Origin of the sequence: Cyclobacterium sp. 1_MG-2023 (assembly GCF_030546805.1) — a bacterium.
Classification (GTDB): domain Bacteria; phylum Bacteroidota; class Bacteroidia; order Cytophagales; family Cyclobacteriaceae; genus Cyclobacterium.
The window spans coordinates 212,216-227,050 of sequence record NZ_JAUOPC010000009.1 but is presented as its reverse complement, the minus strand read 5'-3'; the positions used below and the strand labels follow the sequence as shown (position 1 = coordinate 227,050).

The following is a 14,835-nucleotide window of genomic DNA, read 5'->3' as shown; positions in this document are numbered from 1 at the left end:
GCCTCCCCCATTCAAATGAAGCTTTGACTATTACTCAAATTGTTCGGTTTCCGATTTCTATCTATATGACAAACAATCAACCTGAATTAATCCAAAACCTGAAGAAGCTCAAGATTCTTGTTTTCTTTATTTTTCTTCTTACAATAATGCATCCCATCACTGCACAAATAAAAACGGAAATTGAATGGAATAATGGAAATCCATCCCTACTTATTGATGGACAAAATCACCCGCCATTTGCTTATATGTCTTACCTAGGGGAAGAGAAATACTACAAGGAAATAGCGGCCACAGGGATCCACCTGTACAATTTTCCTGCTTATTTGGGAGAAGGAGGCATCAACACCTCCTCAGGCATAGGTGCTTTTAGAAATGCTATCTGGAAAGGTGAAAGTCATTATGATTTTTCAAGCATTGAGACAGATTTTGAAAAAATACTTAGTGCTGATCCCAAAGCCAAGGTTGTCATTCGACTATATTTGGACCCTCCCCGCTGGTGGACTTTAGCCAATCCCTCAGCTGCGGCACAGCTACCGGATGGTAGCTTGTTTCGCCAGAGCTTTGCCTCCCAAGAATGGAGGGAGCATACTAAGGTAGCCTTGGAGGATTGTTTGGATTGGTTGCTGAAGTCCAAATACCGTAACCACTTGGCGGGTATACACGTGGCCAGCGGGTTTACAGAAGAATGGTTCTATCATCCCAAGCAATACCAAGACCAAAATCCGGTCAGGTTGCAAGCATTCCGAGACTGGCTAAAGGAAAAGTATACTTCGGTCAATTCCCTAAGAGCTGCTTGGAATAATCCTAATGTTACTTTTGCCAATGCCCAATTGACCAATATTGATGAAGCAGTCGACGAAGTCTCATGGAGAGACCCTGACAATGACACCAATTATATTGATACCTATCGATTTCATACAGAGGTAATGGCGGATAATATTGCCTATTTCTGTAAGGTTGTCAAAGAGAAAAGCGATGGATATTTATTAACAGGGGCATTTTATGGCTACCATTACTTTGTCACTGATCCAAGGCGAGGACATGGAGCCTTGTCAAAATTATTAAAAAGCCCATACTTGGATTACCTGTCCAGTCCAAATGTTTATAACAGGGTGGTAGGTGAAGATTGGCCGGCAATGGCCGCCATTAATTCCGTTCACAAACATGGCAAACTTTGGTTGGCAGAGAATGATACCCGGACTTCAAAAACTACTTTGCTAAAAGACCAATCCCGGGGAATTGCTCCTCCGGGACAATATGAAGGGGGCGTTTGGCTTGGCCCCAAAAGCCTCAAAACTTCAGTGGCTTTATTATGGAAAAATGCAGCTCGAATGTTGGCCTATGGCTATGGAGGCTGGTGGTTTGATATGTGGGGAGGCTGGTTCAGCGATCCGGAAATGCTTCAAGTCTTGGAAAAAACCCAGCAATTTCACCAAGATTTCCCATCCAAAAACCCGGAAAAGATGAAGCCTGGTGTATTGGTAATTGTAGATGAAGAACTATCATTTTGGGACAAAAGTTATGGTAGGCTTACTGAAAAAATATTGTCTAACCGGTATCCAATAGCCAAAACAGGTAGTTCCTATGACCTTTATTTAAGGACAGACATTCAGGAGATTGCCTACAGTCAATACCAAGTAATATGGCTAATGGGCTTGCTTCAATTAACAGATAAAGAAACTGCACTAATCAAAAAGTTACAGAAGCTGGGAAAAACCGTATTGTGGACCAACGATAAAGGAACAACGCTTAACCTCCCAGGAAAAACCGACAACTTTCTTCCGGAAAAGTTACAATGGAAGCCTTCTGAACTAAAGAAAATCTGGGCAGAAGCCGGTGTTCATCAATACATAACTTCGGAAGACATCATTTATGTTGGTAGAAATTGGCTGAGCTTGCACTCTATAGATGGTGGTGAAAAAATTATTCAGCTCCCCTATTTTGCCCGGGTTATTGACCCTTTTACTAATAAAGTGATGGCAGATTCCACCAACCAAATCACTATAAAGATGGATGTCATGTCCACCGTCCTTTATCGAGTCCACCCTTTATAAATCACCTTTTAAATTTAAAACACTGTTTATCTGAACCTTATGGAGTTTTTTTATAATTTGCAGAAATTAGACGCATACAACCATACATTTTAACCAACATGAAACTTTTATTACGAACTTATTTTCCCCTATTGTTATTGCTACTGTTTCAATTTTGCATCTCCCCGGATGATGTCAATAAAACGATTGATGACGAAGAGGAAGAAGAGGAGGAAGAAGAGGTAGTACTGGAAGACCCCACTGATTTGCCTTTTACAGTCAACTGGTCTATCAATAAAGAAGGTGATGAAATTGGTGGCTCCTTTTCCCCTTTTTTACATGTGGGAGAAACCGACCTCTACCTATACAGCCCCTACAGTGGCAAGGGCATAGTATCCATGAACAAAAACAGCCAGGAGACCAATTGGACCATTAACAAAGCCAGTATAGGCGTACCCTATGTCATGAAAACAATTGGAGATCACCTTTGGGCCATGACGGCCGACATTAATAATCCAACTGTGATCAAAGTAAATCCATCAGATGGCAATGTACTATTTGAAAAGCCTTCCGGAACATTTCCTTCCGGTCAGGTAAATGGAAACTGGTTTGGCTTAAGAAAAAGGGAAACCTCCCTATATCAGGTAAGCCTGGAAACAGGGAATGACGAGGTGGCCTGTGAGGAGCTGACAGTAGACAATATTAGAAATTTCCTTTTTAAAGATGAGAAGCTGGTACTGATGGTGATCCGTGGAGGCAGGAATTTACTTTCCATAGATCCCAATACCTGTAATGAATACTGGGAAGTTTTCAATTATGACGAACCCAACTATGGTCACCTCAACTATTATTCATTTGCCGTGGATCTTGGAAGCACTATTCTAAGTGTCAGCCGTGATAATTTCATCTTGCGTTCTCCTACTACAGGAGCAGCAGAATGGAAATACCCGGAAGGTTTCAATAATAATACCCTCGACCTGACGCAAATGCTTCACCTAGAGAGCAAGAAGTCCTTGATCTACCACGACAATGAATCCGGAAAAGTAGTGGCCATCAACTGGTCTTCCCAATCCAAAACATGGGAATCTCAAATTCAAAATAGGGATATTGGGCAGTTATTTCTGGTCAAGGAAAGGCTCTTTCTTTATACGAAGAATAATTTTCTATACGAGATCGATGTAGACAATGGTCAGACCATCTCGGAACGTGAAATAAAGGAACTCTACCCATTTGAAACCGCCAGCATTTCCTTTGCCATCAATCGTCTGGAAGATTATTTTGGTGAAAAGTATTTCAAAGTTTATGGGGATGAAATTTATTACACCACCGAACAAAGCCTTTTGGTTTCTGCCAAGTTGAATTAATATTTACTTGATGCGTTCCCTGCGACAAGCTAAGGGGAGGCATCATAATGTACCGGACAATAAATTTCTCTACGTCTACTAGGAATTTTTTATATAAAATCTCATAGATTTCAGGTAAGCCTTGACCTGATTGATTGTAGGGTAAATAAATAAGTCTGAAGAACTCCAGTAACCAGAGCTTTCGCCATTGGAAATGTTAAAAACGCAGGGCGATTTTGGCGGTATTGTTGCTTTTTTTCTGCAACAATGCTGACAAAATCTCTGCTAAGTTTCTTGTCTACGTTATTTCCTCCGACCCCTTACAATTCAAACTAACGCTTACTAGTTTTTGATGGCTATCGCTGAAAAGTTTTACATCTTAAAATTAAACGCAACCCCGACAGGGGTGAAACTTTTGTAGAAACGGGTGAAAACCCGTGTAAAAATGTTTGAACATCAATTGATTTTGGCGGTATTGTTGCTTTTTTTCTGCAACAATGCTGACAAAATCTCTGTTAGTTCGCTTGTCTACGGTATTTCCTCTAAGACCTTACAATTCAAACTAACGCTTACTAGTTTTTAATGGCTATCGCTGAAAAGTATTACATCCTAAAATTAAACGCAACCCCGGCAGGGGTGAAACTTTTGTAGAAACGGGTGAAAACCCGTGTAAAAACGTTTGAACATCAATTGATTTTGGCGGTATTGTTGCTTTTTTTCTGCAACAATGCTGACAAAATCTCATCGTCCTTTAACCCTATTTACAAATCCGAACTAAACAAAAAACCCCTAACAAATCAACGCTTGCTAGGGGGCTTGTACTATAAAAGAGTAGAAATTTATTTTTTCTCCAAAAGCACTTCTGCATGAACAGCTACTTCACTCCATGTTTTGCTTACACCATCTTTACCGGTATGTAAAGCTTCACAAGCCTTATTGATAGAAGCCACGGCATCAAGCGCATCCCAGTTCTCCAAGTCCATTACACCATCAAAAATGAATTGGGTATCATTCACTGTAGAATACTCCAAAGGTATATTTTGAGTGGATCCGTTTAAGGTTACGTCAATAGAACATTTGTTACCACCTTCTACTTTAAACACGCCTGAGATCAATTCTGTATTTTCCATTACACCAAAAAAGAATTCTAAGATTTTAGGATCTCTTGTTCCGGTGGCATCATTGGTAAACAAGCTGCTTACAGGAATACTAAACTCCGTACCATTCATGGCTTCCAAGGCGGTAGCTCCCTGGCCAAAATTGCTAACATTAATTTTGGTGAATTGACCACCCACGGGCACCTTCTCTGTGGTTTTATAAGCCACAAAGCTTACCTTGGTAGAGTCTTCCACCAAAGAGAAGTTGCTTTCAGCTACAACCTCTGTTTCAGTTTCAGTGCTTTTATTGGCATTGTTACAACTAAAATTAGCAAGCAATAAAAGGCTTAAGGCAATTAGTTTTAAGTTTTTCATGGTTTTTTTATTTTAAAAATCTTACCAAATTTAAACATATTATAGGGGCAATTAAAACTAATGGCAAATCATTTTTAATATACTTTAAGCTTGATTTATTTTGATTCCTTAAAGGAAGGCCTTATCTGAACAATCCCTTAGTAAACAAAAGGATATCCTATTATGGGACCTGTTTCAGGTGGGTAATAGGGAATATTACATTCTTGGGTACTAGGATTTATTTGCTCAACCCTCTTCCAAAAACAATGGCATAAAAATTTACCACAGCCATTCAGACCTTAGGCGGTTGAGTTTTGCCGAATATTGAATGAGCTACTACCCATCCCAAATTTTACACCGCCCTTTCTTTTTATTGGTTGCCATTTTTGCTCAAGTCCTGCAAAAATACTTTTACACTTTGTTCCATTTTAGTGGTAACTGTGTCCAGGTCATTAAAATTCGGATTTTTCAAAACCTCCCACTCCAAAATGGAATGGGGATGGGTAGAAGCCCTGTAATGAGCCCCCAGTTCTTTTTCATCCATTAAGGCTAAATATTGCTTTTGTACCTGCTTGTTTTGTCCTGCCAGCCAAATTTCAAAACTTGCCTTTTGATGATTAAAAATAATGACCAGCTTTAATTTCTTTGCTTTTAACTCCTTTGTACTCAGCGAAAAATAGGTGAAGTCCATTGCTCCTTGATAAAAACTACCCACAATGAATTCTTGGTGGTTAATTTTGAAATAAGTCCTAAGGGAAAGCATATACGCAATTAAGCTCTTGTAAACTCTCGCAATATCTCCCGCTTGAATTAGCTTTTGGTAATAAGAAAAACTTCCATCCATCGATTCCATCGTTGTGTTTAAGGTGTTGATGAATTTAATTTAGTGGGTAAAACCTTAAATCAAAAATAGAAGCAGTATTTTTCCAATTCAAAACTTCAACTGTGCCTGAAAGCGCATCAGGCTTCCGGTTTGATGGTTGTCCTGTAACTCATAATCTTCATACCTTCGATCAGAAATAGCATATTCAGCTACCAACTCAAAATGGTCAAAAGGACTCCATTCTATGCCAATTTCTGTGTCCTTTACGGTATAACTTCGTGCATCCAACTCATGTTTTTTTCCTCCATCATAATACTGAAAACGAACAAATGGGGTAAACAAGGTTTCTCCTCTATTTACCATGTAAGAAAGGGTAGCATATCCCCCCTCCAAGTGCTTCACTTTTATTGAATTGCTGGCATGATCATACTCCGGACCTCTCCCTAAATTGTACTCGGCCTGAATACCAAATGGCTTGGGGTAAAGCAGGAAGGATAGTGCTGCCCTTTGGTCCAAATACCCGTCTGTATTGACTTCAATTTCAGGACTATGCTCAGTAATCACATACTTTCCGGAATAAGCCTGAATTCCAGGCTCTACAACTTGATTGCCTATCTCAATAGGATAGGAAAATCTGGAGACCAGGTGAAATTCATTGTTTAGATCCGGATGATTAGCAGTTTGCCCATTGTAAAACCCCAAGGCAAAAACACCGAAATCTCCTGAATGCTTGTAGGATTTGAGCTCCTTCATCAGTGTACGCTTTTCTTTACTCGCCCAATACAAAAACACACCCACATCCCGTTCATCCTTTACCCCACTGTTGATGGCATCATTTCTATCCAAAGGCAGGCGAGTACTACTGGACTGCATGTTTTCAAAGCCAAATGGCACCTTACTTTGACCTATTCTAACCCTAAATTCATTGTCAGCATCTAGCCCTACGTCCAAATATGCATCTTTGATTCGGGCCACATGGATGGATTCACCTACCGATTTGGAAAGATCCGGTTGGATGTACATGAAAACCCTCGGGCTAATTTGGCCATAAAACTTAAATCTAACCCTTCGCAAAGAAAGACCACCACCCGCTCCACCCCAATATTCATCGCATTGTTCACAACCAAGATTAGGATTGGTTTCCAGCAATTTATTGTATCGCACCTGCATGTATCCTCCAAAATGGATTTTATCATACCACCTATCGCCACCATTGTTTTCTTCCTGAGCAAAAGCTTTGGTGCCTGTCAATAACAACACCAATACAATCATTTTTTTTAGCATTAGTCCGCCACTTTATTAAGTATACTTCCTTCAGCATCTATTACTACCTCCCAATCTTGCTTCCATATGGAATTAAGTTCCATTTTATAAACCACCTTTCCCTCTTCAAAAATGCGCTCCAAATCATCAATGCTGTAATTGCTAAACTCTTCTTTTATCTTCTCTTTTACCCGTAGTGGTAATTCCTTGGTAGAAATATCCTCTTTGTGTTTTACCAAATCTCCGCCGGCATTGTACCAGATTTCATGGTCCACATTCCAACCGGTTTCAAATTCCACACTATAAAATTCTCCCTCCTTTTCCCATTCTATGTCTGATGCTTTTGCATAATCAGCCTTGAATTGATTCAATATTATGGAGGGAACCTGGTCTTGAGAGATGTCCTGAGCTTGGGTAAACCCAAATAAGCTAAATGCGCCGATTATTAATAGTTGCTTTTTCATGTTGTCTTAATTTTGATTTACGACAAAGAAAAAAGACAAATTTGGAAAGATTTGGGAATCCTAAGACAAGAGAAATTAGAGAGAAGAAAATTTAACTTCAAAGACATGCTCCCCCTTTTCAAAATGGTAAGCTATGGTAAAACCGTACAAGTCAGCAATGGCTTTAACAATAGAAAGACCTAAGCCTGTACCGCTAGATCGAGAGTCTGTTTTGTGAAAACGGCTGAATAGTTTTTCGCTTTCCAAAGGCTGGGAAACGCCCGTATTACATAAGCGGAGACTATCTTTTGACAAGCTTATGTTCACCCTTCCATTTTTAATATTGTGGAAAAGGGCATTCTTAAGCAGGTTGGCCACAAGGATGTCGGCCAGGGTGGGGTCGATAGTTACCTTTAATACTTCTGACTCAGTGACAGTAATATTTAAGGCTTTGAATGTTGCCAGCTCTTCCAGCTCTAACCGATTTTGCTGCACAACTTCATTTATAGATACCTGCTGGTTGTCAAAAAACTGTTTGTTGTCAATCTTGGAAAGCAGGAGCAAGGATTGATTTAGGAGAACAAGTCTTTCAATGATCTGAAAAATCGCGGCAATCTTTTCAGCTTCAGCCTGTTTTAAATCACTGCTTTCCAGAAGCAGTTCAAGTTTATTTGTCACCATGGCCAGTGGGGTTTGTAACTCATGGGAGGCATTGCCTATAAACTCCTTTTGTTGTTCAAATGCGGCCAAGCTGTGCTGCAAGAGGGTATTGACAGCCTGCTGTAAATCCAAAAATTCTCTAGTTTGGGTATTTGTTTCAGGAAGCTTCTGCGTACTTCCAAGGCGGTAATTTTTCAGTTCCTTTAGGAAATCATAAAAAGGCTTCCACAACTTTTTCAGTACAATATTATTGACTACCATTATGCCTGCAATAAGGAGTATGTAAAGCCAAACTACATCCCAAAAGAGCTCGTTTATTAGATCGTCTTCCTCCACCATTGAATTGGCCACTTTGAGCTCGTAGTATTGCCCATTGTATTCAAAGGCCGTCGTCAACATCCTTACCGGTTCAGGCTCGGGAGCCTGGTCATCTGCATCCTGCATGTAGATTTCCGTGTCAATATAGCTATCCCTCATGTTGAGGGCTTCTTCAGCAGCTATTTTGCGGAGGGTAAAGAAACTTTCGTCGAAATAGGTTTTGGTCAATATGGTAGCATCCACCTGAGCATTCTGTATAATTAAGCGCTTGTAGTTTTCCAGTCCTTCGTCAATACTGCTTTTGATTTCATTAAGCATATTCATATAAAATACCACTGACCAAACAGTAACAATTCCCAAGATGGAAATAGACAGGTATTTCAGAGACTGGTTGAGGAGCTTCATTTTTCCATAAGTTTATAGCCTATCCCGTAAACGGATTCTATTTCTATTTCAGCCTGAGCGTCCTGCAATTTTTTGCGAAGGTTTTTGATTTGGTAATACACAAAGTCCAGGTTATCGGCTTGGTCTGAATTGTCACCCCAGACATGTTCGGCCAATCCGGTTTTGGTCACCAATCGCTTTTTATTGAGTAAAAAATAATAGAGGATATCAAATTCTTTTCGGTTGAGAGAAATATTCTGGCCATTTACAAAAAACAATCGTTCGCTGATATCCAGCCGGGTGTTTTTAAAAGCAATGCCATTTTCACCCGCTAGGTTTTTCCTTCTTAGCACTGCCTTTACTCTTGCATTAAGTTCAGCCAAGTGAAAAGGTTTGGTCAGGTAATCGTCTGCCCCAAGCTCCAGACCTTTAAGCTTGTCATCCAGAGAATTTCTGGCTGAAATAATGATGATATTTTCCGTTTTCCCCGCCTGCTTCAGTTCGTCCAGAATATCCAAACCACTCCCATGGGGCAGCATAATGTCCAATAGAATACAGTCGTATTGGTAGACAAATACTTTCTCAATGGCCGAATGATAGTCAGAGGCCGTTTCCACGAGGTAATCTTCTTTTACTAAAGATTCCTTTATACTCTGTTGTAAGTCTATTTCGTCTTCAATAACTAAAATTTTCACGGCCTAAAGGTGCTTTGAGAATTGGGAAAGAAATGGGAATTATTTTTTATAAGCCTGTTAAATGTAGGGCTTTTTGAAAAACTATTTCCGAAGAGTAACCTAGTTAAAATAAAAACCTTTCACCCAACCCGTAGCTTAGCAGCGTCTTTCCATAAATAATGTGGCAAGGGTTCGCTCAATTCCCACTTCACATTCATTGGTTTTGACCCATAATGATCCATTAAATTACCTTCCCCTACAAAAACGTATCCCATGGTATTTCCATATTCATCTTTTACTTTTTCTCGTACGAATAAAAGGATTCGCCTGTTATTTTCACGGTGTTTAATGTAGGACAAACCTTTAGTAGTCTCAGGTCCTGCTGAATTTTGGGATTGCCAGTGGAATAATAATTCATTAATTGCGTAATCATCGTACATTGTGGTTGATGAGAAGTTTTCATCTGATTTAATCAGATTTATAAAAAGTAATTCGGTATTAAGTTTTGGGTTTAGAGCCACACCTTCTCTGCTTGAAGACTTTTTATCAAAAGTACTTAATCCAAACCCTGCTAAAATTTGGTCTCTAGTATACCTTGAATGAACTTTAAGAGGCTGTTTATAAGGTAAGTTAATATTTAACTCCTTAAAATCTATTTGGTCAATTAAGAATTCGAGTACTTCAATGATTTCACCCAATAGTACTTTGTTTTTCCCAATTTCACTAATGCTATCTCGAAGAGAATTAAAACCACCTTCTTTTTGCCAAATATCATAGTGCAACATCAATAACATGAGATGCTTTTCTTTTGTCATTTCTTCAGGATTTACCTGAAAATTATTTGTCGCTAAATCGAGAATAAATTTAAAATAGCTCGTGGATTTTGTGGATAACCATTTATTCCAAATAGCACTGACTATCTGCTTTTCATTTAAATCATCAAATTCTTCTACCACACCTGCTATTTGGCAAAGCCGATTCCAACCACCTCGCTTATATATAGATTGGAGAGGGATATTATAAAATTCTAAAAAGTTTTTAAGGTTTAATGGAAGTGAAGTTTGATGCCTGAAATTTTGGATTTTTAGTATTAGTTGTAACCTGTTCAAAGAAGTTGCGGCAGATATGTTCTTTAAAATTATTTCTTTAGCTTTCCTTTCTAAATTGACTGAACACCCTAAGGGCAAATGCGGAAAATTTTCTTCAATTTCTTTGATAACTGATGTCGAAGTTTTACCAATTAATGCTCGAAACTTATTCTCAAAATTGTATTCTGGCCTGGAATTTCCAACAAAATCTAAAACCGTTAAACATTCCTTATCATTTGATAGGCGTAAGCCTCTACCTAATTGTTGAAGAAATAGCGTCAAACTTTCAGTAGGTCTCAAAAACAATACTGTATCAATTTCAGGAATATCCACCCCTTCATTAAATATATCAACCACAAACAAGTAGTTAATTTCTTTGTTCAAAAGTTGGTGTCTTAGAACATCTCGATTCTGGTTATTTCTGCTTGTAAGGAAATCCGCTTTTAACCCTGCTAATGAAAATTTTTGAGCCATAAACTCCGCATGTTCTATAGACACACAAAATCCAATGGCTCTAACGTTGTTTAAATCTTTTGTATAATGTTCCAATGAATTAATTATATCCTTAACTCTTCTATCGGAGGAAGTATAAATATTAGTCAACTCACTTACTCTATATTTCCCTTTTTCCCATGCAACATTCGATAAATCAATATTATCTGTGATTCCAAAATATTGGAATGGACACAATAATTTTCTATTTAATGCCGCAGGGAGTCTTATTTCAGCGGCTATTCGGTTATGAAAATCTTCTTGAATATCCCCACCATCCATACGTTCAGGAGTGGCCGTTAAACCTAAAAGTACTTTGGGTTTAAAATAATTGATTATCCCTCTATAGGTTTTTGCTGTGAGGTGATGACATTCGTCTATTACAATATAGTCATAAAAGTCAGGAGATAAATTAATCGAATCTAAGCTATTATTGATAGTTTGAACTGATGCAAAAACGTGTTCAAAACTATTAGGAACCTGACCACCAACCCATAACTCGCCAAAATTATTATCCCTAACTATCCCTCTATAGGTTGAAAGTGATTGAGTTAATATCTCAACTCTATGGGCTAAAAATAAAAGTTTACTTGACTTATTTTCTGTTTTAAATTTTCCATAATCAAATGCTGAAACCACCGTTTTTCCTGTTCCGGTAGCTGCAACTACTAAATTTCTATAACGGCCATGAACTGCCCTCTCAACTTCCAGTTTTTCTAATATCTCAGACTGAAAAGGATAAGGTTTAACATCAAAAAACGAAATATTGATGTTGGTATTTTGAGAATTTTTACCCTGGGTTAAATTTAATATAAGTTTTTCCTTCCCTGACTCATCATCAAACAATTCAAAATCTTCACTTTGCCAATAAGAATCAAATGTCTTTTGAAACTTATCAATTATATGACTAACCTCCTTTGTTGTGACTTTAATATTCCACTCTAAACCATCAGTAAGAGCCGATCGTGAAAAATTAGAAGATCCGATGTATCCAGTATGAAAGCCCGTATTTCTGTAAAACAAGTAGGCTTTGGGATGTAACCTTTCATTTCCAGTATTATAGGAAATTTTTACTTGGGTATTTTCTAATTTTGACAATAATTGAATTGCCTTATAATCTGAGGCACCCATATATGTCGTTGTAATCACTCTCAATTGACCTCCTCTTTGGGTAAATTCTTTTAATTCTTTTTCAAGAATTATTATCCCTTTAAATTTTATGAAGGAAACCAATAGATCAATTCTATCAGATGATAAGATTTCTTTTTTCAATTCACTTTCTAGTGACAACCCAGTATTCCCTCCTGTAAAAAGTTCGCTATGAATTAATCGAGTATAGGGAGTGATTTCTTTTAATCGTAAATCCAGATCAGAAAAGTGGGAGTCTACTCTAGAAAATACAGCTTTTAAAATTTTGCCTTCTACTTCGATTAAATCCTTGACAAAATCCTCATTATTTAGCTCTTCTTTCAAAAGAAGAATAATTTTATTAGCTATCTTTATCTGAATTTCCAGCTTACTTTCGCCCCCTTTATCACCTTTCACAAATTCAAGTGCATTTTTAATTGTCCGAGAAATATGTTGTGCCAGTAAACTTGAAGCTTCTATTTTATCAATATTGGTTTTATTAATATAAAAATCACCCTTATCTAACTCATTTATTTTCTGAGTAACTAACTGGGTAACCAACTCTTCATAAATTCCTTGATTCATAATACCTTATACTTTTTCATAAAACAATTAATAAGGATTTAAAATAAAAACAACTACTTTTTCACATCCCCAAAGGGGAGAGAGTAAAGTAAATTTGAATTAAAAAAATTCATTTGTAAGCATTATAACCAATGAAAATAACTACACCAAACTCTTTTGTCATTCAGTCATTTCATTACCCCCTACCCCAAAAACTCCCCAATATGCCATAAAATCCCAGTAGGGTCGTGTAGGAAATATTCGCTGCCCCAGTCGTTGGTGACGATTTCGGATAGGCGGACGCCGCTGTATTTTTGAGGGAGGTTGAGGGCTTTTGTTTTTTTCAGATGCTTGGCCAACCCCTCCACTTCCATAAAGACCATGGTATTGTCTACCCAGTCTTGGACATAGGCATCCTGCAGGTAGAAGCCAAAAGTACCGGACTTGAAATAAGACATCTTCTCGGAAAGCACCAGCTCCTCAAAGCCAAAGTCCTGATAAAATTGCCGGGAAATGGTATAATCCTTAGCCCCAATAAATGGCCGAATTGACTTGATTGTATGTTCCATATATTTTAACTCCTTTCCGGTAATTTACAACAACCCCTCAAAGGATGAGTTTAACAATACCTTTGTATCTTTTGATCTCCCCAGTTTGAAATTCTACTTCGATAAAATAAGCGAAACTACCGGAAGAGGCCTTTTTTCCTTGAACCTTGCCATCCCACCACAAAGTCGTTGAATCGAAATCGAAATTGTCTGTATGGTATACCAGTTCTCCCCATCTACTAAAAATAGAATAACTTACGACTTTAGCATTTGTATAGGTACTTTTTATTATTTCGAATGTGTCATTTATACCATCCCCATTTGGCGAAAAGGCATCGGGTATGCGAATGACAGCCGTATCCTTACAAGAGTTATTGAACAGTGGATCTGTGGGCTCAAAACATTCCCCACAATCATCTATTACTGCCGCCCCATTTACTGTTCCCGCACAATCGACACAAGATTGATTGAAGGATAGATTTGAAGGTTCTAAGCAAATTCCACAATCATCTATTACTGCTGTGCCATTTACTGTACCTGCGCAATCGATACAAGATTGGTTGAAAGATGGATCTGTGGGTTCCAGACAAACATTACAATCATCGACAACCGCAGTGCCATTGATTGTACCGGCACAATCTACACAGGTTTGATTATAGGCAGGATCTGACGGAACCAAACATTCTCCACAATCGTCTATTACTGCCGCCCCATTTACAGTTCCCGAACAATCGATACAAGATTGGTTGAAGGATGGATTTGAAGGTTCTAAGCAAATACCACAATCGTCTAATACTGCTGTGCCATTTATTGTCCCTGCGCAGTCTGGACAATGTTCCTTGGTAATTTCAATTTCAACTGAGGTAGTGACTTCACAATCATTGTTATCTTTGACTATTAAAAAATAAGTGCCCGAGGCTGTGAAAGTATTGCTTGCTGAATTAGGGGTTTCTCCCCCACTCCATTCATAATGATCTCCTCCTGAAGCAGTAATGGTCGTTTCATCACAAGCCTTCGTATCTCCGCTTAGGGTAACCGGAAACAATGGGGGATTTAATCCCCAAGTTATATTGGTGTAATATTCGGGTGTTGAAGAGAAAATAGTAATGCATTCAAATTCTCCGGGGAAAAGTAAAATAGTATAGCCTTCGTTTCCAATAATCGTTTTTTCATCCACAAAAGTCATCCCTCCACCGTCAAAAAGGGGGACAAATGGTATGGACAACTCCAGTGTCACGGGTAAATCTGGTCTACCGATAGAAGACAATAGCAATACGGGATTGCTTACCACCTCAGAAAAACACATGGTCGTTTCTCCTCCTTCTCCTGCGGTCCATGTGGTCCGAGGTACAGTTTGGTTGGGAATAGGGCTTTTGAAATTCTGGAAAATGGTATAGTTAAAAAGAACATTAGTATAGCTGAAATCATAATTGGCGCTCATCTCCATGGTAATATCCTTATTCCCATGTTTAATGATCCCTGTAGCACTTTGGCCGGTAAAACTACTCCAAACTGCCCAATCGTAATTTTGATTACATTGTCCAAAAACATTAGTCACCATAGGAGACAATAGTATCAGAAATATTAGCCTCCTGAGCCAATTTTGTTTTAAACATTGCATGA

At 38.4% G+C, this 14,835-nt stretch carries 11 protein-coding genes; 2 read left to right on the top strand and 9 right to left on the bottom strand.

Annotated elements, in window-relative coordinates; genetic code table 11:
- Nucleotides 1-65 precede the first annotated feature (65 nt).
- Both Q4534_RS15790 and Q4534_RS15785 read left to right on the top strand, forming a co-directional pair.
- Nucleotides 66-2,054, top strand: a complete 1,989-nt coding sequence (locus Q4534_RS15790; protein ID WP_303614111.1) for a beta-galactosidase — start codon at nucleotides 66-68, stop codon at nucleotides 2,052-2,054.
- Nucleotides 2,055-2,152: 98 nt separating this feature from the next.
- Nucleotides 2,153-3,397 carry a PQQ-binding-like beta-propeller repeat protein gene (locus Q4534_RS15785; RefSeq protein WP_303614110.1) on the top strand — a complete coding sequence of 415 codons (1,245 nt, stop codon included), beginning with the start codon at nucleotides 2,153-2,155 and terminating at the stop codon, nucleotides 3,395-3,397.
- Between the two features lie 818 nt (nucleotides 3,398-4,215).
- Here the strand turns inward: Q4534_RS15785 and Q4534_RS15780 are convergent.
- The 9 genes from Q4534_RS15780 to Q4534_RS15740 form a co-directional block, all read right to left on the bottom strand.
- On the bottom strand, nucleotides 4,216-4,848 hold the full coding sequence (locus Q4534_RS15780) for a hypothetical protein (protein ID WP_303614109.1): 633 nt from the start codon (nucleotides 4,846-4,848) through the stop codon (nucleotides 4,216-4,218).
- Nucleotides 4,849-5,197: 349 nt separating this feature from the next.
- Complete coding sequence (locus Q4534_RS15775) at nucleotides 5,198-5,680, bottom strand: DUF7000 family protein (protein WP_303614108.1); 483 nt, start codon at nucleotides 5,678-5,680, stop codon at nucleotides 5,198-5,200.
- Nucleotides 5,681-5,758: 78 nt separating this feature from the next.
- Nucleotides 5,759-6,934: a porin gene (locus tag Q4534_RS15770; protein ID WP_303614107.1), complete on the bottom strand. Its 1,176-nt coding sequence runs from the start codon at nucleotides 6,932-6,934 to the stop codon at nucleotides 5,759-5,761.
- Nucleotides 6,934-7,377: a PepSY-like domain-containing protein gene (locus tag Q4534_RS15765; RefSeq protein ID WP_303614106.1), complete on the bottom strand. Its 444-nt coding sequence runs from the start codon at nucleotides 7,375-7,377 to the stop codon at nucleotides 6,934-6,936. The genes Q4534_RS15770 and Q4534_RS15765 overlap by 1 nt, the downstream gene beginning before the upstream one ends.
- Before the next feature lie 75 nt (nucleotides 7,378-7,452).
- On the bottom strand, nucleotides 7,453-8,739 hold the full coding sequence (locus Q4534_RS15760) for a HAMP domain-containing sensor histidine kinase (RefSeq protein WP_303614105.1): 1,287 nt from the start codon (nucleotides 8,737-8,739) through the stop codon (nucleotides 7,453-7,455).
- A complete protein-coding gene (locus Q4534_RS15755) occupies nucleotides 8,736-9,413 on the bottom strand; it encodes a response regulator transcription factor (RefSeq protein WP_149393687.1) in 678 nt (225 codons plus the stop codon). The genes Q4534_RS15760 and Q4534_RS15755 overlap by 4 nt, the downstream gene beginning before the upstream one ends.
- 119 nt (nucleotides 9,414-9,532) lie before the next feature.
- Entirely contained in the window at nucleotides 9,533-12,685 is a 3,153-nt protein-coding gene (locus Q4534_RS15750; RefSeq protein ID WP_303614104.1) for a DEAD/DEAH box helicase, read from the bottom strand.
- Between the two features lie 182 nt (nucleotides 12,686-12,867).
- On the bottom strand, nucleotides 12,868-13,233 hold the full coding sequence (locus Q4534_RS15745; RefSeq protein WP_303614103.1) for a glyoxalase: 366 nt from the start codon (nucleotides 13,231-13,233) through the stop codon (nucleotides 12,868-12,870).
- Between the two features lie 37 nt (nucleotides 13,234-13,270).
- The gene (locus tag Q4534_RS15740) at nucleotides 13,271-14,833 is read right to left on the bottom strand and encodes a gliding motility-associated C-terminal domain-containing protein (RefSeq protein ID WP_303614102.1); all 1,563 of its coding nucleotides are present in this window, start codon (nucleotides 14,831-14,833) and stop codon (nucleotides 13,271-13,273) included.
- Nucleotides 14,834-14,835 lie beyond the last annotated feature (2 nt).

Coding starts and splice junctions, on each gene's coding strand:
- Q4534_RS15790 (WP_303614111.1), top strand. CDS start 66: ATGACAAACAATCAACCTGAATTAATCCAAAACCTGAAGAAGCTCAAG.
- Q4534_RS15785 (WP_303614110.1), top strand. CDS start 2,153: ATGAAACTTTTATTACGAACTTATTTTCCCCTATTGTTATTGCTACTG.
- Q4534_RS15780 (WP_303614109.1), bottom strand. CDS start 4,848: ATGAAAAACTTAAAACTAATTGCCTTAAGCCTTTTATTGCTTGCTAAT.
- Q4534_RS15775 (WP_303614108.1), bottom strand. CDS start 5,680: ATGGAATCGATGGATGGAAGTTTTTCTTATTACCAAAAGCTAATTCAA.
- Q4534_RS15770 (WP_303614107.1), bottom strand. CDS start 6,934: ATGCTAAAAAAAATGATTGTATTGGTGTTGTTATTGACAGGCACCAAA.
- Q4534_RS15765 (WP_303614106.1), bottom strand. CDS start 7,377: ATGAAAAAGCAACTATTAATAATCGGCGCATTTAGCTTATTTGGGTTT.
- Q4534_RS15760 (WP_303614105.1), bottom strand. CDS start 8,739: ATGAAGCTCCTCAACCAGTCTCTGAAATACCTGTCTATTTCCATCTTG.
- Q4534_RS15750 (WP_303614104.1), bottom strand. CDS start 12,685: ATGAATCAAGGAATTTATGAAGAGTTGGTTACCCAGTTAGTTACTCAG.
- Q4534_RS15745 (WP_303614103.1), bottom strand. CDS start 13,233: ATGGAACATACAATCAAGTCAATTCGGCCATTTATTGGGGCTAAGGAT.
- Q4534_RS15740 (WP_303614102.1), bottom strand. CDS start 14,833: ATGCAATGTTTAAAACAAAATTGGCTCAGGAGGCTAATATTTCTGATA.